The 22686-nt window shown below is 72.0% G+C and carries 21 protein-coding genes; 6 read left to right on the top strand and 15 right to left on the bottom strand.

What is annotated here, in order from left to right; all coding sequences use genetic code 11:
* The first annotated feature begins 101 nt into the window (after positions 1–101).
* On the top strand, positions 102–992 hold the full coding sequence (locus AC3IYJ_RS21285; protein WP_489396375.1) for an alpha/beta hydrolase: 891 nt from the start codon (positions 102–104) through the stop codon (positions 990–992).
* Positions 993–1171: 179 nt separating this feature from the next.
* Here the strand turns inward: AC3IYJ_RS21285 and AC3IYJ_RS21290 are convergent, their stop codons facing one another.
* On the bottom strand, positions 1172–2848 hold the full coding sequence (locus tag AC3IYJ_RS21290; protein ID WP_489396376.1) for a hypothetical protein: 1677 nt from the start codon (positions 2846–2848) through the stop codon (positions 1172–1174).
* A 270-nt stretch (positions 2849–3118) separates the two neighbouring features.
* Here AC3IYJ_RS21290 and AC3IYJ_RS21295 point away from each other — a divergent pair, with 270 nt between their 5' ends.
* Positions 3119–3934, top strand: coding sequence for an alpha/beta fold hydrolase (locus tag AC3IYJ_RS21295; RefSeq protein WP_489396377.1), 816 nt, complete (start codon positions 3119–3121; stop codon positions 3932–3934).
* Between the two features lie 220 nt (positions 3935–4154).
* Here the strand turns inward: AC3IYJ_RS21295 and AC3IYJ_RS21300 are convergent, their stop codons facing one another.
* On the bottom strand, positions 4155–5438 hold the full coding sequence (locus tag AC3IYJ_RS21300; protein ID WP_384652750.1) for an adenylosuccinate synthase: 1284 nt from the start codon (positions 5436–5438) through the stop codon (positions 4155–4157).
* Between the two features lie 184 nt (positions 5439–5622).
* Here AC3IYJ_RS21300 and AC3IYJ_RS21305 point away from each other — a divergent pair, with 184 nt between their 5' ends.
* Positions 5623–6558, top strand: a complete 936-nt coding sequence (locus tag AC3IYJ_RS21305) for a diacylglycerol kinase (protein ID WP_489402877.1) — start codon at positions 5623–5625, stop codon at positions 6556–6558.
* A gap of 49 nt (positions 6559–6607) precedes the next feature.
* Positions 6608–7288 (top strand): hypothetical protein, encoded by a 681-nt coding sequence (locus tag AC3IYJ_RS21310; protein WP_489396378.1) that lies wholly within the window; start codon positions 6608–6610, stop codon positions 7286–7288.
* Here AC3IYJ_RS21310 and AC3IYJ_RS21315 read toward each other — a convergent pair.
* Positions 7263–7949 (bottom strand): alpha/beta hydrolase, encoded by a 687-nt coding sequence (locus AC3IYJ_RS21315; RefSeq protein ID WP_489396379.1) that lies wholly within the window; start codon positions 7947–7949, stop codon positions 7263–7265. The two genes, AC3IYJ_RS21310 and AC3IYJ_RS21315, sit on opposite strands and share 26 nt — an antisense overlap.
* A gap of 66 nt (positions 7950–8015) precedes the next feature.
* On the opposite strand from AC3IYJ_RS21315, the gene AC3IYJ_RS21320 reads away from it, so the two are divergent.
* On the top strand, positions 8016–8792 hold the full coding sequence (locus AC3IYJ_RS21320; protein ID WP_489396380.1) for an HAD family hydrolase: 777 nt from the start codon (positions 8016–8018) through the stop codon (positions 8790–8792).
* A 295-nt stretch (positions 8793–9087) separates the two neighbouring features.
* On the opposite strand, the gene AC3IYJ_RS21325 is transcribed toward AC3IYJ_RS21320, so the two are convergent.
* The 12 genes from AC3IYJ_RS21325 to AC3IYJ_RS21380 form a co-directional block, all read right to left on the bottom strand.
* Positions 9088–9747 carry a response regulator gene (locus tag AC3IYJ_RS21325; RefSeq protein ID WP_489396381.1) on the bottom strand — a complete coding sequence of 220 codons (660 nt, stop codon included), beginning with the start codon at positions 9745–9747 and terminating at the stop codon, positions 9088–9090.
* Complete coding sequence (locus tag AC3IYJ_RS21330; RefSeq protein WP_489396382.1) at positions 9744–11066, bottom strand: sensor histidine kinase; 1323 nt, start codon at positions 11064–11066, stop codon at positions 9744–9746. The genes AC3IYJ_RS21325 and AC3IYJ_RS21330 overlap by 4 nt, the downstream gene beginning before the upstream one ends.
* A gap of 89 nt (positions 11067–11155) precedes the next feature.
* On the bottom strand, positions 11156–11842 hold the full coding sequence (locus AC3IYJ_RS21335; RefSeq protein WP_489396383.1) for a response regulator: 687 nt from the start codon (positions 11840–11842) through the stop codon (positions 11156–11158).
* Positions 11839–13230 (bottom strand): sensor histidine kinase, encoded by a 1392-nt coding sequence (locus tag AC3IYJ_RS21340; protein ID WP_489396384.1) that lies wholly within the window; start codon positions 13228–13230, stop codon positions 11839–11841. Before AC3IYJ_RS21340 ends, AC3IYJ_RS21335 begins: the two co-directional genes overlap by 4 nt.
* A 39-nt stretch (positions 13231–13269) precedes the next feature.
* Positions 13270–14523, bottom strand: coding sequence for an acyltransferase family protein (locus tag AC3IYJ_RS21345; protein ID WP_489396385.1), 1254 nt, complete (start codon positions 14521–14523; stop codon positions 13270–13272).
* Entirely contained in the window at positions 14510–15568 is a 1059-nt protein-coding gene (locus tag AC3IYJ_RS21350; RefSeq protein ID WP_489396386.1) for an alpha/beta hydrolase, read from the bottom strand. The genes AC3IYJ_RS21345 and AC3IYJ_RS21350 overlap by 14 nt, the downstream gene beginning before the upstream one ends.
* Before the next feature lie 117 nt (positions 15569–15685).
* Complete coding sequence (locus tag AC3IYJ_RS21355) at positions 15686–16018, bottom strand: hypothetical protein (protein ID WP_489396387.1); 333 nt, start codon at positions 16016–16018, stop codon at positions 15686–15688.
* Positions 16019–16041: 23 nt separating this feature from the next.
* Positions 16042–16386 carry an 8-oxoguanine DNA glycosylase OGG fold protein gene (locus tag AC3IYJ_RS21360; protein ID WP_489402878.1) on the bottom strand — a complete coding sequence of 115 codons (345 nt, stop codon included), beginning with the start codon at positions 16384–16386 and terminating at the stop codon, positions 16042–16044.
* A gap of 46 nt (positions 16387–16432) precedes the next feature.
* Complete coding sequence (locus tag AC3IYJ_RS21365; protein WP_489396388.1) at positions 16433–16834, bottom strand: nuclear transport factor 2 family protein; 402 nt, start codon at positions 16832–16834, stop codon at positions 16433–16435.
* A 70-nt stretch (positions 16835–16904) separates the two neighbouring features.
* Positions 16905–18533: a serine/threonine-protein kinase gene (locus tag AC3IYJ_RS21370; protein WP_489396389.1), complete on the bottom strand. Its 1629-nt coding sequence runs from the start codon at positions 18531–18533 to the stop codon at positions 16905–16907.
* A gap of 885 nt (positions 18534–19418) precedes the next feature.
* On the bottom strand, positions 19419–19895 hold the full coding sequence (locus AC3IYJ_RS21375) for a MarR family winged helix-turn-helix transcriptional regulator (protein WP_489396390.1): 477 nt from the start codon (positions 19893–19895) through the stop codon (positions 19419–19421).
* A gap of 385 nt (positions 19896–20280) precedes the next feature.
* A complete protein-coding gene (locus tag AC3IYJ_RS21380) occupies positions 20281–20997 on the bottom strand; it encodes a DJ-1/PfpI family protein (RefSeq protein ID WP_489396391.1) in 717 nt (238 codons plus the stop codon).
* 183 nt (positions 20998–21180) lie between these two features.
* Between AC3IYJ_RS21380 and AC3IYJ_RS21385 the strand changes: the two genes are divergently transcribed.
* The gene (locus AC3IYJ_RS21385) at positions 21181–22533 is read left to right on the top strand and encodes an aspartate aminotransferase family protein (protein ID WP_489396392.1); all 1353 of its coding nucleotides are present in this window, start codon (positions 21181–21183) and stop codon (positions 22531–22533) included.
* Positions 22534–22686: the final 153 nt, after the last annotated feature.

The raw sequence follows: 22686 nt of genomic DNA on the forward strand, positions 1-22686 counted from the left end.
CTCCACGGCCCGCCACGGAGGGGCCCGTTCCGGCCTGATACGGTCCCGCTCTGCCGGAACACCAGTCCCCCTTGTCCCATGCGTTACCGGAGGTTGAGCCGATGACGGACCCCGCAGTCGAACGGGACGCCGCCGAGGCCGCCTCGGCCTTCTCCCATCCGCCCGTCGCCCCCGACGCGACGGCGGCCTACGGGGAACACCCCGACCAGGTCGTCGACTTCTACGCCCCGCGCGGTGAGGGGGCCTTCGATCCCCGTTCCGTCCCGCTGGTGGTCGTCCTGCACGGCGGAGCCTGGCGCGCACCCTACGACCGGCAGCACATCACCCCCTTCGTGGACTTCCTGGCCCGCCAGGGTTTCGCCGTTGCCAACGTCGAGTACCGGCGCGGGAGTTCGATGCCGCACCAGGATGCCGAGGGCCCCGTGGCCGGCCGGTGGCCCGAGACCTTCGACGACGTGGCCGCCGCGATGGACGCCCTGCCCGACCTGGCCGCCGGCTGCCTGCCGGAAGCGGACCCGCGCCGCATGGTGCTGACCGGCCACTCGGCCGGAGGCCACCTCGCACTGTGGGCCGCGGCCCGGCACGTGCTCCCGTACGACTCCCCGGCCCGATGGAGGCTGACATCGCCGCCGCTGCTGCGGGGGGTGGTGGCGCTGGCCCCGATCGCGGACTTCGTGGTGGCGGAGGAACTGGGCGTGTGCGGGGGCGCCTCGGCGCAACTGCTGGGCGGGGGCGACGGTTTCGACGAGCGGCGCCCGTACGCCGACCCGGCGGTCCTGCTCCCGACGGGCATCGCGACGGCGGTGGTCCAGGGGCGGAGCGACATCGTGGTCCCGGAGGCGGTGTCCGAGGCGTACGTGGCCGCGGCCGCGCACGCGGGGGAGATGGTCGGCCTGACCCTGCTGGACGGGGTCGGCCACTTCCCGCTCATCGACCCGGCGGCGGACGCGTGTGCGGTGGTGTCCGAGGAGATCTCCCAGCTGGCCTGGTAGAGCCCGGCGGCCCGGGGTCACCGGCTGTGAGCGCGATCAGGAGATCGACGAGGTTGCGGCCGTCGTCGCCGTCCACGCGTACAGCGTCGAATCGCACTCCCGCCTTGCGCATTGAGATTCCCGCGGCGGGGACCCATGGGGGAGACCGTGGGGGTTGGACACCCCCACGGTCTCGTCGGCTACGGCAGAGCGATGAAGGTCTCGGCCGTCGCGGGAAGGGTGCCGCCGTTACAGACGTTGCCCGTTGCCGGGACCGTCGTGCCGTCGAGCATCTTGGTCAGGTCCACCGCGACCATCTGGGTCGCTCCGCCATTGACCATGAGGGCGATGGCGTGTCCACCGTTCGGCGACTGGTACGCGATCAGGGTGTGCGGGTCCAGCCCCATGGAGAAGCCCCCGCCCGTCGCGCAGGTCACCCAGTTGCTGATGGCCGGGGTGGCCCCGGCACCGGATGTCGTCGGCAGTGCGATGGCCGTCAGGCCGTCCCCGCCGAACTCTCCGGTGATGACACCCGTGTGGGTTCCCTGTGCCACTGATGCCGCGGACGCTCCCGCACTCAGGCTTGAGCCGGTCAGCGTCTGGACCTGCTCGGGCGCCGTCCAGGATCCGGGCGTGCCGGGGGTGAAGACGGCAGTGCTGATGTCCGCGATCTCCACCTGCGAGGGGTCACTGAACTCAGCCGGCGACAGGATGATCCCGGTGGAGCAGTCCTCCGCGGCGGAATCGAGTTCCCCGGTCACTGTCACCGGGTGCTCGAAGAACTGCGGCGAGGTGCTGTTCGCCACGTTCACGATCTCGTAGTTGTTGTCCTCCGCGGGCGACAGGACGATGTTGCGGATGGGATCGATGAGGGGATCCTCGGAGATCTGCCCACCCGGGTCCTGCGTGGCGAACGGGGGCTCGAACGTGTTGGTCGCGAGGTTGAGGAACTGGAACCCTGCCTGGCCTGCGATGCTCAGCCCGAGCAGGGCCTTGTTGTGCACGGCGTCCATCGAGACGCCGGAGGTCGTCGCGGACCCTCCGGAGAAGCTGATCGTGCCCGTACCCGAGTCGGTCAGGGGGTTGGGCGAGACGCTGGGGTCGAGGCCGGTGCCCTTCAGGATGTAGACGTGGTTGTTGTTCGCCGTGGCCACGGACTGTCCGGTCACCGAGTTCGTCGCGATGGAGTTGATGACGTCGGTGCCCGTGGGGATCTGCGTGTTGGTGATGCTGGTGCCCTCGACGTTCACCACGTCAATGCCGGTGGCAGTGCTGCTCCATGCCCCCTTGGGGATGTACGCGGTGACATCGGTCCCGTGCACGTATGCGGCGAGCGACCCCGACGCCTGGCACGATCCCGGAGGGACTACCGGGGCCGGCTGCCCGCAGACCAGATAGTGGCTGATCTTCGCCGCCTTCCCCTTCCAAGTCGGCGGCGCGTGCAGGCCGCTGTCCGAAGGGAAGTTCGGATGACCGGGCTTACCCGTGTAGTCGTAGACGTCGAAGCCCTCCTGCTCGTAGTCCGAAGCGCCCTCGATGTAGACGGTGAAGCTGGGCGAGTTGGTCGTGAAGCTCAGGTACTTGGCCTTCGCGTCGACCGTCGCCTTGAAGGAGGTGGATCCCTTCGAGTAACTCTCGCTCTTGTTGCCCGGTTTCCGATGCAGCGTGTTGATGAACGTCGTCGTTCCCGACGGGCACTTCTTGATGTGCCCCTTCTTGTTGTACGACGGCTGGACGTGATGCGTGGTCGTCGGCGGCCCGGCGGGATTCGCGTTCGCCGTTGCGACAGGGGGGATTGCGGCGGACGACAGCGCCATGACGACGCCGAGAGTGCCGAGTGCCCTGAACAGCTTCGCCCGGCCAGTTGTTCTCTTCAACCTGGTCCCTCTTGCGTTGTGAGTCTCCGTGTTGCTGAGACCCTCTGTGTCCCGGCCAACCCAGACCCCGTGCCGGTAACCAACCGGGTGCGGGCTTATACCTGCCTCGTGGCCGCGGTGCCATGATCTTTGGGAAACTCTGATGCTTTGTCATCGCCCGAACGTGTGGAATCGGGCGGCCGTGCCTGCCCGGCCCAATCGTTGACCCGTAGGCCTGAAGGCTCGGGGTGGCGCTGGTTATGGCGTCGTGGACGTTGATAGGGAGAGGGCATGCCGTTTTTTCGTGCAGCCGGCCCGAATCTCTACTACGAGGTCGTCGGGGAGGGTGAACCGCTCGTTCTCGTCCACGGCTCGTGGAACGACCACACCTCCTGGAAGCTCGCCATCGAGGCGGACATCCGCGCCTCCTTCCGGGTGCTGAGCTACGACCGCCGTGGACACGGGCAGAGCGAGGCGGGCCCGCGACCCGGCACCCGCAGGCAGGACGAGGACGATCTGGCTGCCCTGATCGAGCAGCTGGGCCCGGCCCCCGCGCACGTCGCAGGCAACTCCTTCGGCGGGTCCACCGCGCTGGGCCTGGCGGCCCGCAGGCCGGAACTCTTCCGCACCATCACGGTCCACGAACCGCCGCTCGCCGCGATCGTGACCGGCGACCCGGCCGCGATGGCGGAGGTCGGGGCGGCGAGGGCCTCGATCGAGGCCGTGCTCGACCTCCTGCGGAAGGGCGAGAACGAGCAGGGCGCGCGACTGTTCGTGGAGGAGGTCGCCATGGGGCCCGGCATGTGGGAGCCGGTACCGCAGAAGATCCGCGAGACCTTCGTGCACAACGCCCCGACCTTCCTGGACGAACAGTCCGACCCCGACTGGGCCACGCTGGACCTGGAGGGGCTCTCCCGCTGCGAGGTGCCGGTTCTGCTGAGCGGCGGCACCGAGAGCCCGCCGTGGCTGGGGACCGTCCTCGACCACCTGGCGCAGGCCCTTCCCCGGGCCCGTCGTCAGACGCTCGAAGGCGCGGGCCACATCCCGCACCTCACCCATCCCCAGGAGTACGTCGCCGCCCTCACCCGCTTCATCCGGCAGGGCTGAGGCGGGCGGTTCGGCGTCTCGGAGCGATGCTCAACGGGAGCGCGCGGATGTGACAGGGGGCGGGAAATTCCTCTTCCGCGCCCTCGCCCGATCCGACCCGACCCGATCCGCCCCGTCCCGCCCGGTCGCGGTTACGCCGAAGGGGCGGTGCGCTGCTCGCGCACCGCCCCTTCGGGCGGACTGCCGACAGGACTGTCTGTCGGACTGTCTGTCGGACTGCCTAGAGGAACGAGTTGATCTCGATCGTCTCGGTGCGGCCGGGGCCGACGCCGATCGCGGAGATCGGGGCGCCCGACATCTCCTCGAGGGCCTTGACGTACGCCTGGGCGTTCTTCGGGAGGTCCGCGAAGGTCTTGGCCTTGGTGATGTCCTCGGACCAGCCGGGGAGGGTTTCGTAGATCGGCTTCGCGTGGTGGAAGTCCGTCTGCGAGTACGGGAGCTCCTCGACGCGCTTGCCGTCGATCTCGTACGCGACGCAGACCGGGATCTCTTCCCAGCCGGTCAGCACGTCCAGCTTGGTGAGGAAGAAGTCCGTCAGACCGTTCACGCGGGTCGCGTAGCGGGCGATCGGCGCGTCGAACCAGCCGCAGCGACGGTCACGGCCGGTGGTCACGCCGCGCTCGCCGCCGATGCGGCGCAGGGCCTCGCCGTCCGCGTCGAAGAGCTCGGTCGGGAACGGGCCGGCGCCGACGCGGGTCGTGTACGCCTTCAGGATGCCGATGACGCGGCTGATCTTCGTCGGACCGACGCCCGCACCGGTGCAGGCGCCGCCCGCGGTCGGGTTGGACGAGGTGACGAAGGGGTACGTGCCGTGGTCGACGTCGAGCAGGGTGCCCTGGCCGCCCTCGAAGAGCACGACCTTGTCCTCGTCGAGCGCGTTGTTGATGATGAGGGTGGTGTCGGCGACGTACGGCTTGATCTGCTCCGCGTAGCCGAGCAGCTCCTCGACGATCTGTGCGGACTCGATCGCGCGGCGGTTGTACAGCTTCGTGAGGAGCTGGTTCTTGCCCTCCAGCGCCGCTTCGACCTTCTGGGTGAGGATCGACTCGTCGTAGAGGTCCTGGATCCGGATGCCGACGCGGTTGATCTTGTCCGCGTAGGTCGGGCCGATGCCGCGGCCGGTCGTACCGATCTTGCGCTTGCCGAGGAAGCGCTCGCCGACCTTGTCGAGGGTGACGTTGTACGGCGTGATCACGTGCGCGTTACCGCTGACCAGCAGCTTGGAAGTGTCGATGCCGCGCTCGTTGAGGCCGCGCAGCTCGGAGAGCAGGACGGCCGGGTCGATGACGACACCGTTGCCGATGACCGGGGTGCATCCGGGGGAGAGGATGCCGGAAGGGAGAAGGTGCAGTGCGTACTTCTGGTCGCCTACGACGACCGTGTGGCCGGCGTTGTTGCCACCCTGGTAACGCACTACATAGTCAACGGATCCACCGAGCAGGTCGGTGGCCTTTCCCTTGCCCTCGTCACCCCACTGAGCTCCGAGCAGCACAAGAGCGGGCACAGGCGTACACCTCTTCCGGATGGGGCATGTCCAAGGTCAGGGGGCGTACGACGATGTACACCGCAGGCTGAGCCGTCGGACCGGTACCCCGGAATAGACGAAGGCCCTGGCGCAATAGCGCAAGGGCCTCTTGCACAAAGATGCTACCCGAGGAAGGACCGAGGTGTCGGCTCCAGAGCCCACCATGAGCCATGCGGGCGCGCCGGTAGGCGGCCTGCTCGTGCTCGTCGACCCGGTCGCCCGCCGTCTTGACGGCGAGTCCGTGCGGATCGCGAAAGATGTTCTGTCAGCGGGAGCTGTGGCGAAAATCTGCCTCCCGGACTCGCAGGAGGAGTTTGCGCGGGCTCTTGCCCGCCGGGGTCATCGCCAGCCGGTGATCGTGGGCGACGACCGGGCGCTCGTCCGGGCGGTCGGGCTGCTGTTCCGGGAGCGGGCGCTCTCCCAGGGGGCGATTTCGCTGATTCCCGTGGGTCAGCCGGGGTCCCTGGGACTGGCGAGGCAGCTCGGCGTGCCGCTGTCGGCGGTCTCCGCCGCGCGGGCGGTCCTGGACGGGACCGTGGGCATGCGCGACCTGCTGGTCGACGACAGCGACGGGGTCGTGCTGGGCGGGATCGGCATCCCGCCGGTACGGGCCGTGCCGCGGCCGGCCGGCCCGTCGGTCTGGAGCACGTACCGCTCGCTGGTCCGTACGCTCGTCCGCCCGCCTGTGCCGGCCTCCGGCGGGTCCGGCGGGTCCGGCGGGTCCGGTGGGTCGGGCGGGTCGGGTCGGTACGGCGGGCACCGGCTGCGGGTCGAGGCCGACGGGGTGCTCCTGGCGGACGTGGACCGGCTGGTGGAGGACGTCTCGGTGACGGCCCGGGAGGGCGACGGGCTGGCGGACGTCATGGTCCGGATGGCCGGGGACGGCGGAGCGGGTGGCGGGACGGGTGGCGCAGCGGGTGCGGCCGGGACCGCCGACGGCGCGGAGGACCGCGTGGTGCGGGCGAGGGCGTCCACGGTGACCGTGTCCGGGCCGGACTTCCGCTACCGCGCCGACGCCGCTGTCACGGGCCCGGTCCGGCGCCGTACGTGGACCTTGCACCCGGCGGCGTGGGGGCTGACACTGCCGCTGCGGAGCTGAGGCGCGGGCCGTGTTCAGCGGCACTTCGTGCGGTGAGGGGGATGGACGGGTGGCGGGTTCCGGAGGGGCTGAGGGGTTCGGGTCCGGTGTTCCGGACGCACCCGGGGGCGGGCCGCCCGATGAGGCGGGGATCCGGGACGCGCTCGACGACTGGCGTCAGGACGCCGTGCTGATCTGCGTGCTGCCGCTGCTGTGCTGGCCCGCGCTGATCGGGGCGCTGATCACCGACCCAGCGCCCCTGCGGGTGGTGCTGCTGGCCCTGCTGAACCTGCCGGTGCTCGTCGCGCTCCGGGAGCTGTACGTCGTCCGGCGCGTGCGGCGCCTCCTCCGGGATCCGGAGCTCGGCCCGGCCGGCGGCCCGCCCGGCTGGACCCCGTACGACGCGGAGGTGGTGCGCGGGGGCGGGCTGCCGCCGCTGCTCGCGCTCGGTGACCGCGGCCGCGGCTATGGGGGGCGGTACGTGCTGACCCTGGGGCCGCTGGGGCGGCGGGTGCTGCCGCCGCGCGCGTGGCCGCGTACCGACCCGGCCGTGCCGCAGTCGGCGCTCCCGCCCTCGCCGGGGGAGTCCGACGCCCCCGATCCGCCCCTGGAACGGCTGGTGTGGCTGTTCGGGGATCCGGGACCGGGGGCCGTCGTGTGGGCGCCGCGCGCTCGGGAAATCGGCCGCGCGCGCCGCCTGTGGCGCCGGGGAGCGGCCCGGCGGCTCAGCCCCGGGCGGCTGCCTCGATGAGGTCGCAGACCGGGCCGGGGAGGGATGCCAGGGAGGCGTGACTGGCCCCGAGCTCGATGGTCTTGCGGGGGTTCATCCGGGCGGCCATGCGGCGCTCGTTGTCGGGGTGGATCATGCGGTCCTCGGTGGAGACCTGGTACCAGCTCGGCTTGGTGCGCCAGGCGGGCGCGGTCACGTTGTCGCCGAAGGTGGAGCCGAGGGGCGCCTTCTGCGTCACGGCCATGACCAGGGCTTCTTCGGGGGTGAGGTCCTGGGCGAAGCTCTCGTGGAACTTGTCCTGCTTGACCCACAGGTAGCCGTCGGAGTCGGGTGCGATGTTCTCGACGGCGGCCGGCGGCATCTCCTGGGTCAGCCCGCCGGGGCTCTCGCCGGCATCGGGGGCGAACGCCGCGATGTAGACCAGACCGGTGACATTGGGCAGGTCGCCGGCCTCGGTGATGACGGCGCCGCCGTACGAGTGACCGACGAGCAGGACGGGCCCGTCGATCTGCCGGACCATCTTGCGGGTGCGCTCGGCGTCGTCGGCGAGGGAGGTCAGCGGGTTCTCGACGGCGTGCAGGTCGGTGTGGCCGCGGCGGTGGAGCTCGCCGATGACCTTGGCCCAGTGGGCGGCGCCGCCCCAGAAGCCGTGGACGAGGACGATGGCGGGGGTGTCGGACATGGGTCTGGGTCCCTTCCGTTCCGGTGGCCCCCCGGGTCACGCTAAGCGGATGATCTACTGGCTGCCATGCAGCCGTCTCCGTCGCCCGCAGTGCCCTTCGTGCCCTCCGCGCCCCTGTTGATGATCGACCTGGACAACACGCTGATCGACCGCGACGCGGCCTTCCGGGGGGCCTGCGCGGCGTTCCTGGCCGCGCACGGCCTGCCGGCCGCGGACCTGGACGCGCTGATGGAGGCGGACGCGAGCGGTTACACGCCGCGCGCGCCGCTCACCCGGTGGCTGGCCGAGCGGTACGGATCCCGGGCGCCCGCGGAGGCCGTACGGGCCCTCCTGGACGGAGGCGGCGCGGACCGGGCCGTCCTGGCCCCGGAGACGCGCGAAGCCCTGGTGCGGGCCGCGGCGGCGGGCTGGCGCTGCGTGATCGTGACGAATGGGGAAACGGAGCAGCAGGAGGCGAAGATCCGCCGCACCGGGCTCGACGCGCTGGTGCACGGGTGGGTGATCTCGGAGGCGGCCGGGCACAAGAAGCCCGCGCCGCAGATCTTCCACGCGGCGGTGGCCGTAGCGGCGGCGGGCGGTGGCGTGGACGGTGGCGCGGACGCCGCACCCGAGCCTTCCGGGCTCGCGGACGCCCGGCCCGCCGAAGCCTGGATGGTCGGAGACTCCGCGGCGGCGGACATCGGCGGAGCCCACGGCCTGGGCATCCGCAGCGTCTGGATCTCCCCGACCTCCGAGGCCTGGCCCGAGCCCGCCTTCCGTCCCACCCACACGGCCCCTGACGCGGCGTCGGCGATCACGCACGTTCTCGGAGCGGGCCCCGACGACGGAGTGAACGCCGGCTAGGCCGTCCGGAAGGTCGAGGTCGCCAACCGAACGGATGAGCGGCGCGACGGGTGTTGGCGGCGCGGGCTGCCAAGTGGCTCTGGCCGGTGCCTTTCTGGAGACGATGGGCCGGATGCTCGGGCCGGTGGCGGGCCTCTGCGTCGTCTCGCCGGTGCTGCGGCTCGGCGGCCCTGCGGACGGCTCGGCGGCAGACCCGGCGGCCGGCCCGGCCGCTCTGCGGGGCGCCGACCTGGCGGTCGGATCCCATTCTCGAAAAGTTGTCCACAGCTGTGGACAACTTTTCGGGATTCGCGACCTAGGACGGGGTGACCAGCCGGGTCTCGTAGGCGAACACCGCGGCCTGCGTGCGGTCCCGCAGGCCCAGCTTCACCAGGATCCGGCTCACGTGGGTCTTGATCGTGGACTCGGCGATGATCAGTCGGTCGGCAATCTCCGCGTTGGACAGTCCCTGCGCGATCAGCACCAGCACCTCCGTCTCCCGCTCCGTCAACTCTCCCGTTCCCACGCCGCTGGTGAACACCCGGGTGTCCGAGAGCTTCGCGAACTCGGTGATCAGCCGCCTGGTCACCGAGGGGGCGAGCAGCGCCTCCCCGGCGGCCACCACCCTTACCCCGTCGGCCAGTTGCCGGGCGGAGGCGTCCTTGAGGAGGAACCCGGAGGCCCCGGCCTGCAGGGCCTGGTACACGTACTCGTCGAGGTCGAAGGTCGTCAGGACCAGCACCTTCGCGTCCGCGTCGGCGGCCACGATCGCCCGGGTCGCCTCCAGTCCGTTCATCTCCGGCATCCGGATGTCCATCAGGACCACGTCCGGCTTCAGCGCCGCGACCTGCGCGATGGCCTCGCGCCCGTTCACAGCCTCGCCCGCGACCTCGATGCCCTCCATCGCGTTCAGCAGGACGGAGAACCCCTCCCGGACCATCATCTGGTCGTCGACGATCAACACCCTGATCGTCATGCCGGATCCTTCGCCGGCTCCGGGCGGCTGGTGGGCACCGGTATGTAGACCGCCACCTCGTACCCTCCCGCGGCCGTCTCACCGGCCGTCATCTCGCCCTCCAGCATGGCCACCCGCTCGCGCATCCCGGTGATCCCCTGCCCGGCCCCCGGCGAGGGCCGCGCGTCCCCGGTCGCCGCCTCGTTGACGATGCGTATGCCCAGCCCGCCCAGTACGTACGAGACCTCGACCCCGGTCACCGCGCCCGGCGCGTGCCGCAGGGTGTTGCTCAGGGCCTCCTGGATGATCCGGTAGGCCGACAGCTCCACACCGGGCGGCAGGTCCCGCACGGAACCCGTCACCGTCTTGTCCACGCTCAGCCCGGCCTCCCGCACATTGGCGAGCAGCCCGTCGAGCGAGGCCAGCGTCGGCTGCGGGGCGTCCGGAGCCTCGTAGTCCGCGGAGCGGACCACACCCAGCACCCGGCGAAGCTCCGTCAGCGCCGCCACCGCGTTCTCCCGGATGGTGACGAAGGCGGCCTCCAGCTCCGGCGGCGGGTTCTTCACCCGGTAGGGCGCGGCCTCCGCCTGGATGGCGACCACCGACATGTGGTGGGCGACCACGTCGTGCAGCTCGCGCGCGATCGTCGTCCGCTCCTCCAGCAGCGTCCGCCGGTCCCGTTCGAAGGCCGTGACCTCGATCTGCGCGCTGACCTCCTGCTCGGCCTGCTTGCGGACGTTGCGGATGCTGACCGCCAGCAGGACGATCGCCGAGAAGAAGATCAGCGGGCCGAGACTGATGTAGTGGCCGCGCCCCCACAGGGCCAGAGCGCCCCCGATGGCCAGGGTCACCAGCCCCATCCAGCCCGCGATCCGGGGCCGGCTCCGCATCGCCACGATGGTCAGCGTCGCGAGGTAGGCGAGGAACGTGCCGGGCGCCCAGGGCAAGGGGGAGCCCCACGGGGTTGCGACCGGGAAGACCAGATTGACCGCCACGGAGACCCAGAACGCCCCTACCGGCCGGACCAGGGTCATCAGCACCGGGGTGGCCGCCAACAGCCCGAGGAACAGGGCGCCGGCCTGGGTCAGCTGGGTGGTCACGGTGGCGCAGCAGACGATGACGAATGCCACCAGGCATACGACCGCGTGCGGCAGGTGGGCCGCCTCCGCCCGTATCCGCTGCGGGAGCCTGCGGACCAGTGGCCCGTCCGTGCGCATCGGGGCCAGCGGGCGGTATGCGAAGGCATCGGTGATCAGATCCTGGCGCAGGCTCTGGAACAGGCCCGAAGCCAGCCGGAACTCGGGTGTCAGGGGTGTCGCCCCGCGGGTCGTCTCGGTCATGCTCCCCACGGTAGGTCCGCGGTGTCCTCGTCCGCGTCGCCGCTGAAGGGGATATCCCGGGGTCCCTCTCAGGTACTACCCGGGGTACCTCAGTACCCCGTCGGACGGATCAGACCCGTTTCGTAAGCGAACACCGCGGCCTGCGTGCGGTCCCGCAGGCCCAGTTTCACCAGGATCCGGCCCACATGCGTCTTCACCGTCTGCTCGGCCAGGACCAGGTGACCGGCGATCTCCGCGTTCGACATGCCCTGGGCGACCAGCGACAGGACCTCCGTCTCCCGCTCCGTCAGCTCCTCGATCCGCGCCTTCGAAGGCCCCCGCGGGGCTCCCAGCCGGGAGAACTCGGTGATCAGGCGCCTGGTGATGTTCGGCGCGAGCAGCGCGTCACCGGCCGCGATCACCCGGACCGCCTCCGCCAGTTGGTCCGCCGAGGCGTCCTTGAGGAGGAACCCGGAGGCTCCGGCGCGCAGCGCCTCGTAGACGTACTCGTCGAGGTCGAAGGTGGTCAGCACCAGCACCTTCACCGCGGCCCCGGGGGCGCCGGTGATCAGGCTCGTGGCCTCGATGCCGCCCATGCCGGGCATGCGGATGTCCATCAGGACCACGTCCGGCGCCAGGTCGGCGACCTTCGCCACGGCCTCGGCGCCGTCGACGGCCTGACCGACGACCTCGATGTCCGGCTGGGCGTTGAGGAGCACGGTGAAGCCCTGGCGGACCATCATCTGGTCGTCGACGATCATCACCTTGATCGGGGCAGACGTGATCGGGGCAGTCATGCTTCCTTCTTCGTCTCGGGGGAGGGACCGGTGGTGTTCGGGGTCGCGGGGTCCATCGGGAGGACGGCGCTCACCTCGTACCCACCGCCGGGGCGGGGGCCGGCGGCCAGCTCTCCTCCCAGCATGCCCGCTCGCTCCCGCATTCCCAGCAGCCCGTGTCCCGCACCGGGTGACGGCGGGGCCGGCCGGGTGGGCGCGGAGTTGGCCACGCACAGGTGCAGCTCGCGGGGCCCGTAGGCGATGCCGACCTCCACGCGGGATCCGGGCGCGTGGCGAAGGCAGTTGCTCAGCGCCTCCTGCACGATGCGGTACGCGGTGAGCTCGACTCCCGGGGTCAGCGGGCGCCGGATGCCCGCGATCTCGGTGGTGACGTCCAGCCCCGCCGCCCGCACGTTGTCCACGAGGCCGTCCAACTCGGCGAGGGTGGGCTGCGGATGATGCGGGTTGGCGGGATCGTCCGGATGCTCGGAGCGCAGCACGCCCAGCACCCGGCGCAACTCCGTCAGGGCCTCAAGGGCGTTCGCGCGGATGCCCGCCAGATTCTCCTTCAGCTCCTCGGACGGGTTCTCCACGAGGTAGGGGGCCACCTGGGCCTGGATGGAGATCACCGACATGTGGTGCGCGACGACGTCGTGCAGCTCCCGGGCGATCCGGCTGCGCTCTTCGAGCAGGGTGCGCTGGGCCCGCTCGGCCTCGGTGAGGGTCTCCTGCTCGACGAGTTTCGTGCGCGCCTGGCGGCCGGCGCGCAGCGCGTAGCCGAGGAGGCCGGTGAAGGCGAAGAGCAGGACGGCGCCGGGGGCGCTGGTGGCGCTGTGGTCGGGCTTGAAGACCGTCTCGGCCAGCCCGGTGTAGGCGATGGTGACCGTGACCGCCCCGATGGTGACCCGGGGCGGCACGCGCAGGGCGACGAGCAGCAGCACCGGGGCGAAGGCGAAAATCCCGGCGGGCAGCCAGGGCCAGAGCTGGCCCTGCCCGACGTGGTCGTGGATCGTCCACGCGATCAGCGCCGCGGTGACCAGCCCGAGCCAGAATCCGGCCATCGGTCGGCGCAGGGCGACCACGATGGCCGCGCCCGTCAGGATCGGCAGCACCCACTCCGCCGTGCCGGTGGTGACCTCGTAGTGGTCGTTGAGCTGTTCCACGGTGATGAAGCGGAAGAACACCGCCAGGTAGACGAGTGCGACATGCGGCAACCAGGCCAGCCAGCGCGGCCGCGACATCTTCGGGAGCGGGTCGGACCTGAAGTCGAACAGGTCCCGGGCAACATCGCGCACCACGGCCGAGGTCCTGCCGGGGCGGCCGGCGGCCGGAGCCAAGGGGGCGCCGCCGGTGGCGTCGGCCGCGGAATTCCTCACGGCCGGTGCCGGGGGCTCGCTTCGCTCGTTCACGCGGTCCACCCTAGGCCGCCTCTTTCGGATCTTGTCGGCCTAGGCATGAACGGTCTCCTTGGCAGTGGCCACCGGGCTGCCGCTCCCCGCGACGACGGTCCCGGCTGCGGAAGATCCGCGCGGGGCGCGGCCCTTGGGGCGGTGGCCGCCCTGCTCGTAGGTCCGGAAGGCGGCCCAGCAGACCGTGAGCGCGGCCGCGAACACCGGCAGCCACAGCAGCCGGGCGGCTATCCACTGCGGAGAAGCGGGCACGGTGTGCAGGCCGGGCAGGTCCGTGGAGACCAGCAGCCCCAGGGCGGTGACGGCCATCATCGCGGTCTGGTGCCACAGGAAGACCGTCATGGCCGACAGATTCACCAGGGCCACCTTCGCCCAGGCCCGCGGCCGACTCATCGCGCGGGCCAGCGGCTCCCGCACCAGCAGCGCCAGCCCGCACTGGGCCAGGCCGAAGGCGACGGCGGCCAGCGTCGGCGGGTTCAGGTTCGATATCGCGGCCCCGGGGACACCGACCATGGACGCCGGGTATCCGCCCCAGAGGATCAGCGCGGCGGTGGCGGCGATCCCGCCGCCCAGCAGCAGGGCGGCCGCCCGCGGCGAGCCGCCGCCAACGGACTCCGGCCGCCGGGCGAACGCGCCCCGGGACCAGGCGGCCCCCAGGGTGTAGGGGACCAGCCAGCCGGCGGCCACATTGACCCAGCCGATCCACTCCGGCCCGCCGAGCCCGAACCGCCAGCCGTCGACGAGGGCCACCACGGCCAGCGGCCACAAGGGGCTCAGCCGGGCCACGAGCGGGGTCGCGGCGGTGAGCGCGGCGAAGACGAGGAGGAACCACAGGGGGGACAGGACGAGCTTGAGCAAGGTGTGGACGGTGTCCGTCCCGACCCCGCCGAGCAGCATTCCGCCGGCCGCGACGGTCCACAGCACGAGGACGGCGGCGACCGGCCGGAACAGCCGTCCCAGCCGCTGCCCGACCCACTGGCCGTACGTGACTCCGCGCCCGCGCGCCGACTCGTACCCCTGGGCTGCGACGTACCCGCCGACCAGGAAGAAGACGGCCAGGGTCTGGAACACCCAGGAGACCGGGGCCAGTGCGCTCATGTGGGCCAGCGGGCTGGTCGTTCTCAGGCCGCCGTCGGCGGACATGAGCGCGGTGACCAGCCAGTGGCCCAGTACCACTCCGAGGATGGCGAAGGCCCGCAGGGCGTCGACGGCCCTGTCCCGGTGGGCGGGGGTACCGGCGTCGATGCGGTCCGCGAGGGCGGACCAGCGGGCGTGGAGCTCAGGCGAACGCACGGGAGACCTCCGGGGTGATGGTGGGGGCGGTGGCGGCGGTGGTGGAGGCGCTGGTGGAGGTGGTGGCGGTGGCCGGGGAGGTGCCGAGCACGATCGCAGCCAGGCTGTTCAGGGACGCGGTGCCGGGCTTGAGGTAGTCGCTGTGCCCACCGGATCCGGCCGCGAAGGGCAGTGCTCCGAAGGCCGGGTCCACCGGGTCGGTGCCGAAGCCGATCCCGCCGAGCCGCACGTGCGGGACGCGCGCGATCCAGTCGCCGGCGCCCCGGCCCGCCCAGACCCGGGCACCGGTGGGCAGACGGGCAACGGAGTCGGCGCCGGTGCCCGGACTGCCGAACAGGGCCATGTCGGTGACCTTGGGGCCGGTCCCGGTACGGGCGCAGACGACGGATCCGTAGGAGTGGCAGAGGAGCGAGAGACGGGCGTCCGGGACGGTCAGCCGTTCCAAGTGGGAGAGGAAGGGCCCGAGTTCGGCGGCGCCGTCATCGGCCCGGCCGGTGGTCAGGACCGTCGGGCTGACCGTGCCGGGGGTGTCGTACCCGAGCCAGGCGACCACGGCGGAGCGGCTGTGCTCGGCCTGGAGGCGCTGCTGAAGGACGACAGCCCCGGCACGGAACCTCTGGTAGGTGTCCAGCGTCGTGTCCGACCCGGGGACCAGGACCGTGATCCGGTCCGCGGTCTCCAGATCGCCGAACACCTCTGTCGCGCGGCCCTTGCCGCGACCGTCGAAGGAGAAGAACCGGGCACCCCCGCCCGCCTCCATCGCCCGGAGCTTCGCGGCCCGGCCGGTGCGGCCGTCGTCACCGGCCATCCGGGCGGCCTCGGAGAGGTTCGCGAGGTTGGCGGCGTACCGCTCCGGAAGGGAGGCGGCTTCGGCTAAGGCCGCCGGGGCCGGGGCGGGGACATCGGCGGAGGCGGCGGCGGATACGGGCAACACGACGGCCGTGGCCACCAGTCCGGCCAGCAGCGTGCGGCGCAGACGGCCGCTGCGGCGGCCGGCGGCGGCGGTGTTCGGGCCGTCGGGACGTGCGGTGGGTCGGCGGGTCATGGTCCGTTCCTTCGCTCGTGCCAGAGGGGGTGGTGCGGCGTTCTTCTCTGGTCACGAAGTTAGGAATCGGGGTCCGTGGTCGGCGTCCCGCTGGAGAGCGGCTTTCGCAAGTAGCTCTCAGGTATGACAGGGGCTACGGGTACGGGGACAGGTACGGGGCGAGGGCGAACGAGACGGACTCAGAGCCGGGTTCAGGGTCAGGGTCAGAGGACAGCCGGTCCGGCTGGATCCCAGACGCCGTCGAACAAGGCCAGTTCCAGCAGGTCCGGACTCGACCCGGGCCACCCTCCCGGCGGAGGCGAGCTGTCCGGAGGCGGCCGTGATCCAGCGCAGGTACACCTCGTAACGGTGCGCCGTCCAGCCGCCGTCCGACCAGATCCAGGCCGCCACACCCGCCGCGGACGTGAGTCCGATGCCCAGTCCGACCCGGGTGGCGTGGTCGCGCACCACGCGCGCGACCCTCTGGTCCAGGATCAGCGCACGCGGGGCGGCGGGAGAGTCGGTCGCGGGGGTGGGAAGTGGTCGAGGAAGTAGAGGAGCTTGGTGAAGAAGGCCGGCCCCAGCCCCTTCACCGCTCCGTTCAGCACGCGGTACGCCGCCACTGCGCCCTGTTCCCGGAGAGTGCCGCCCGCCTTGGCGAGCACGTCGGCGACGAGCGGCTCGGCCAGGATCTCCTTGAGGCGGTACGGGCCGTAGCCGGTCCGGCCCTGTCCCCACACGTAGGAGGCGACGGCGGCTGCCCACGGCCCGGGGTGCAGTTCGCGAACGTCATGGCAGGTGGGGGAAATGGCTGTTGGTGGGGGCGGGTTGGAGCGGATGGCGTGTCGGGGCTGTTCAGTGGTGGCCGCCCTTGGGGGCGTGGGTTCAGTCCGCTGTGAGGGGCTCGCCGAGCGGTTCGACGTAGCCTGCGCGCCAGCGGGGGGCCGGGTCCTGCCCGGGGCTGGTCCAGTACTCCCGGGCGCGCGTGATCTTTCCGTCCCGGATGGTCCACAGGGAGACGGCACGGTAGACGACGTGGTCCTGAGGTATCTCCACCTCGGTGACGACGAGGTCGCCGTCCACGAGGGTCCGTAGGACTTCCACGGGGCTCTCGTCCGTGTAGTCGTCATCGCTGATGACGGCGATGAAGTTGTCGCGTCCGACGATGCGTTCGCCGCTGACGGGCCATTCGATCACCGCGTCCTCGGCGATCAGTGCGGCCACTCCGTCCCAGTCCCGTGCCTCGATCCGCTCCCACAGTTGTGCCACTACCTTCAACGGCTCCATGTGCCGCAGTGTGCGGCGGGATCCTCAGATGCAACAAGCTTTGCTTGCAGGCTTATTGACATCGAAATAATTAGGGACGGTGGTAGGTCAGCGGTGTGTCGGTGGTGTCCGTGAGCTCCCGCACCAGTTCCCCGCCGGGCAGCAGGCGCAGCCTGCTGCGGCCGTCGGGCGGGCAGGTCGACGGGGTGTCGGGAGTGACGGCGGAGGGGTCCAACTCGACCGCGTCGGCGGTGGCGGAGTGCAAGGACGCCGTCCAGGAGCAGGTGAGACCGGCGGCCGACCGGAGGACCAGGGACATGACCGGGGAGCCGACCGTGCCGGGAGCGAGGGTGAGGTGCCAGGCCTCGGCGCCGGAGGTGGCGTGCCAGGTGCCGGCGTAGGCCGGGGGGAGCGCGGCGGGGGTGTTCGGCGCGGTCGGCGAAGGGGAGGGGGAGGGGGAGAGGGAACGGGCGGGCCCGGTCGGGCTGGAGGGCGGGGAGCCGGGGGCGTAGAGGGGGCGTTCGTCGCCGCTCATGATGGCGAAGACCGAGCCGCCCGCGGCGGCGACGACGACCGCGGCGACGGCGACGAGGAAGGCGGTGGAGGCGGACATGGCGACGGAGCGGGAGCGGGAACCGGGGCGGGAGCCTGGACGGGAGTCCGGGCGGGAGTCGGATCGAGGCCGTGGGTCGGGTTCCGGGTCGCCCATGTGCGGAGGGGGAGCCGGGCGCGCGGGCGCCGCGGGCTCGGGGCGGCGGTCCGGGCCGGCTTCCTCGCGCTCGAGCAGGGCCACGGTGTGCTGCCCGAGCCGCGCGAGGACCTGTTCCGGCAGCCATGGATCCGGGGCGGCCGCCCCGCCCTCGGCGACCCGGGCGAGGAGCTCGTCGGGCGTCGGGCGCGCGGTCGGCTCCTTGCGCAGGCAATCCCGTACGAGGTCACGCAGTTCGGGTGCGACGTCGTCCAGGTCCGCTTCCGCCTCGGATATGCGCAGCCGCAGCGCCGCGGTACCGCCGAGCTGCTCGGCGTCCCCGAAGGGCGGCCGGCCGGTGGCGGCGTAGGCGAGGACCGCGCCCAGAGCGAAGACGTCGCAGGCCGGGGTCACGGGTGTGCCGTGTATCTGCTCGGGGGAGAGGAAGGCGTAGGGCCCGGAGGCGTGGGGGTCGGGGCGGGTGCCGGCCGTGTCGAGGCCGATGAGGCGGGGGCCGTCGATGGTGAGCAGGACGTCGGAGGGCTTCAGGTTCTGGTGGACGAGGCCGGTGCGGTGGATGTCCTGGAGGGCGTACGAGAGCCCCTCGGCCAGGACCCGTACCGTGCCGGCCGGCAGCCGCCCGAAGTCGCGGTCGACAGCTTGGCGGAGGCTGGGCCCGGCGATGTAGGCGGTGGCCAGCCAGGGGATTTCCGCGTCGGGATCGGCGTCCAGGACGGGCGCGGTCCAGGCTGCGCCGACGAGGCGGGCGGCGGCGACCTCGCGGCGGAACCGGGCGCGGAAGTCGGGGTGGGCGGCGAGGGCCGGGCGGATCAGTTTCACGGCGGCGGTGTGGGGGCGGGTGCCGGTGCCGGTGCCGGTGCCGGTGCCGGTTCCGGTGCCTGTGCCGGTTCCGGGGCTTCCGTGGTGTTCGGCGCGGGCGAGGTAGACCCGGCCCGTGGCGCCGGCGCCCAGGCGGGCGAGCAGTCGGTACGGGCCGATGTGGTGCGGGTCCCGTGGGTGCAGTTGTTCCATGACGGGTTGGTCCTCCCCCTGGGACTCGCCGGGGGATGAGGATAGTGCGGGTGGGTGGGGTTGCCGGGGACAGGGCCTGTGGGCTTGGTGTTTGGCGCCTGTGGTGTCGGAGCGGGGGCGGGGCTGGTGTGGCGGTGCCGGAGCCGTGGGCTGATTTGGTGGGGGAGCGGGTGGCGCGTCCTGCCCGGAGCTGGCGTCCGACCGACTCGGTTCCGGCTGTTCTGATCCGATGCCACGCCAGCCTGTGGCCGGTCCGGCCCGCTTTTCCGTCCCGTCCAGGGTCACTTGGCCCCCGGCGGCCTGGCCTGTGCTGGCTTGGGCCTGCCTACTTGGTCCGCGCTGACCGGACCTGATTCATCGTCCGACTCGGTTTCAGCTGTCCTGATCGGACGCCACTCCGATCTGTAGCTCTTCCGGCTCGCTTCTCCCCGCCGTCCAGTGGGCTTGGCGGCCTCGTCCAGCCCTGGGGCCTGCTGGCCGGGGCGACTTGGCCTGCGTTGGCCTGGCCTGTTGCCCGGCCTTGTCCGGTCTGGGGCGGACCGGTCTGGGCTGGGCGGGCCTGACCCGTCGTCCGGTCCGATGTGGTCAGGTTCGGTCTTGGTGGACCTGGGCTGGGCCGGCCAGGTGGTGCGTCCGCCAACGTTCGCCCCGTAGTGGCGTCCGGCACGGTGAGTGCATGCGCCGGATGCCGTTCCTTGAGGGGCGAACGCTGCCGTAGTGGGCTCGGCCGTCTCTTCCGGATCCTGTCGGGGCCCGAGCCGCCCGGCACCGCACCTCGCCGTGCTACCGGGGCACCCGAGTACGTCCAGTACGCGTGAGCCCCGGCAGCGCGAGGCACGGCATCGGACGACGCGGACTTGACCGACGAGAATCGAAAGAGGCGGTCTAGGCCGCCGGGGAGTCCGGTGGGGGCGGCAAGGTGTCCAGGGCGGCCGACAGGCGTTCCAGGACGCGGACCGTTTCGGCGAAGCCGTCTTCGCCCAGGGCCTGCGCGAGGCGGGTGGCGAGGGTGGCGTGACCCGGGTTGATGCGGGAGACGGCCGCGCGGCCGGCCTCGGTCGGGCGCAGCAGCTTCGCGCGGCGGTGGGCCGGGTTCGGGACGTACTCGGCGAGGCCCTTGGCCGCCAGTAGATCGGCGATGCGCTGGACGCTCTGCCGGGTGATGCCCATGGCTCGGGCGATCCCGGCGACGGGGAGGGGCTCGCGGAGCACGGCGCCGAGCACCTGCCACCAGGCTGCGGTCAGCCCCGCCGGGCGGGCGAGCTCTTCGGACACGGAGAGGAACTGGCCGTTGAGGCGGAACACGCCGAGGGCGGTGCGGCTGAGGAGGTCCTGCCGGGTACGGGTGGAGGTTTCCCCCACCCCGCCCCTTCCCGAAACCGGGGGCAAGCCCCCGGCCCCCGCCGCCGGCTCTCCCGCCGGAGGCGAGGCCGCCGGCCCGGTGGGCCCGGTGGGCCCGGTGGGCCCGGTGGGCCCGGTGGGCCCGGTGGGTGTTGCGGGTTCCGGTCCCGGTCCCGGTCCCGGACCGGAGCCGGGGTTCTGTCCGGCGGTCGGCCCCGCGGGCTGCAGCGGGTCCGGATCCTGACCGGCCCCGGTGCGGGAGTCCGGAGCCGGGGTCGCGGCCGGAGTAGGAGCAGGGGCTGAGGTCGGCCCCGGCCCCGACGCGGTGCCGGGGGTCGGGGTCCCGGTCCGGGGCGGGAGCCGCGGCGTCGCCGGGGGACCCGCGGTGGGGTCGGTCGGGGTGGGGTCAGGCATGGGGTGGCTCCGTGGCGGCCATCAGGATCGGGTACGCCGTGGCGTCCGAGTCGTGGAAGAGGCGGTACCAGGCGTCCACGGCTTCGGGCTCGTACGCCCCGAGCCGGGCGAAGACTTCGCGGGCGAACGCCACCGGTTCCGTCGGGCCCGCCGTGATCAGGTCGCCGTCGGTGACCGCGTCGGCCTCGGTGTAGTGGGCGGAGCCCCCGTAGCCCGGCTGGCCGTCGAGGTAGAACGGGGCCGCGCTGGTGTGCGTACGGCCGTCCAGGAGACCCGTGCGGGCCAGGCCCGCCGTGGCTCCGCAGATCGCCGCGACGGGAATCCCGGCCGCCAGGAACTCCCCGGCCTTCGCTGCGAAGGGGGCCAGCTCGTCGCCCGCGTCCCACAGGCCGGCGCCGGTCAGGGTGAGGAGGGACGAGTCCTCGGGGCGCAGCTCCGACAGGGCCAGGTCGGGCTGGATGCGGAGGCCGCCCATGGTGGTGACCGGCTGTCCGGCGGTGATGGCGACCGTGCGGACCTCGTAGCCGCGCTGGGTGAGGTGCGCGGTGGTGTGGCCCGTCTCCCAGTCGGCGTAGGTGTCGTAGACCGCCACGTGGATCGGGGCCCTGGCGCCGGCCTCCGGTCCGTGGGGTTCCCGTCCGCGGGGTTCCGGTCCGGTCCCGCCGTCGGTGTCGGTGTCGGTCCCGCCCTGGGTGTCGGTGTCGTTCATGGTGCTTGCCTCGCTTCCAGTGCTGTCGCCGGAGAAGCTTGAAGAACCTGTATGACAGCATGCTGGCATTTCAGCAGCATGCTGTCAATCGTCCCCAGTGCAGACAGACTGCCGAGACCCGCCCCCCACCCCCATACAGTCCGCCGATATCCCTCCCCACCTGCGCACTTCTAGCGTGACCGCATGACCCCTCACGTCACCTCGGGTGCCGCCGTCAAGGCCGCCGACCGCGCTCACGTCTTCCACTCCTGGTCCGCTCAGGCCCTGATCGACCCGCTCGCCGTGGCCAAGGCCGAGGGGTCCTACTTCTGGGACTACGACGGCAAGCGCTACCTCGACTTCGCCTCCCAGCTGGTCAACACCAACATCGGCCACCAGCACCCCAAGGTCGTCGCCGCGATCCAGGAGCAGGCGGCCACGCTCTGCACCCTGGCTCCGGGATTCGCCGTGGACGTCCGCTCCGAGGCCGCACGCCTCATCGCGCAGCGGACCCCGGGCGACCTGGACAAGATCTTCTTCACCAACGGCGGCGCCGAGGCCGTCGAGAACGCCGTCCGCATGGCCCGTCTGCACACGGGTCGGCAGAAGGTCATGTCCACCTACCGCTCGTACCACGGCGCCACCGCCGCCGCGATCAACCTGACCGGCGACCCGCGCCGCTGGCCCTCCGACACGGCCGCCGCCGGGGTCGTGCACTTCTGGGGTCCGTACCTCTACCGCTCGGCGTTCCACGCGACCACCGAGGCCGAGGAGTGCGCCCGCGCCCTCACGCACCTCGCCGACACCATCGCCTTCGAGGGACCGGCGACCATCGCCGCGATCATCCTGGAGTCCGTCCCCGGCACCGCCGGGATCATGACCCCGCCGCCCGGCTACCTGGCCGGCGTGCGCGAGCTCTGCGACCGCTACGGCATCGTCTTCATCCTCGACGAGGTCATGTCGGGCTTCGGGCGGACCGGCAAGTGGTTCGCGGCCGAGCACTGGGACGTCACCCCCGACCTGATCACCTTCGCCAAGGGCGTCAACAGCGGCTACGTCCCGCTCGGTGGCGTCGCGATCTCCGCCGAGATCGCCGAGACCTTCGCCACACGTCCCTACCCGGGCGGGCTGACGTACTCCGGCCACCCCCTGGCCTGCGCCGCGGCCGTCGCGACGATGACGGCCATGGAGGAGGAGGGCATCGTCGAGCACTCCGCCCACCTCGGCGAGAACGTGATCGGCCCGGCCCTCGCCGAGCTGGCGGAGCGTCACCCCTCGGTCGGTCAGGTCCGCGGTCTGGGCACCTTCTGGGCGCTGGAGCTCGTACGGAACAAGGAGACGCGCGAGCCGCTCGTCCCCTACAACGCCGCCGGCGCCGACAACGCGCCGATGGCCGAATTCGCCGCCGCCTGCAAGGCGTCGGGGCTGTGGCCGTTCGTCAACATGAACCGCACCCACGTGGTTCCTCCGTGCAACATCACGGAAGCGGACGCCAAGGAGGGCCTGGCCCTGCTGGACGACGCCCTGAAGGTCGCCGACCGGCACGTTTCCGCCTGACGGAGCGAAACCCGTCCGCGGTCCGGTCCGTAGGCCGGGCCGCCGGCCGGTCCGGACGGCCGGCGGCCCGGACCGGCCGGATCTGCCGATCCACCACCGCCGACCAGCGGGAACGACCCTGTACGGGGCCTCGGCCGAGGCCCCGTACAGGGT

Source organism: Streptomyces sp. GL_140, from assembly GCF_057834465.1.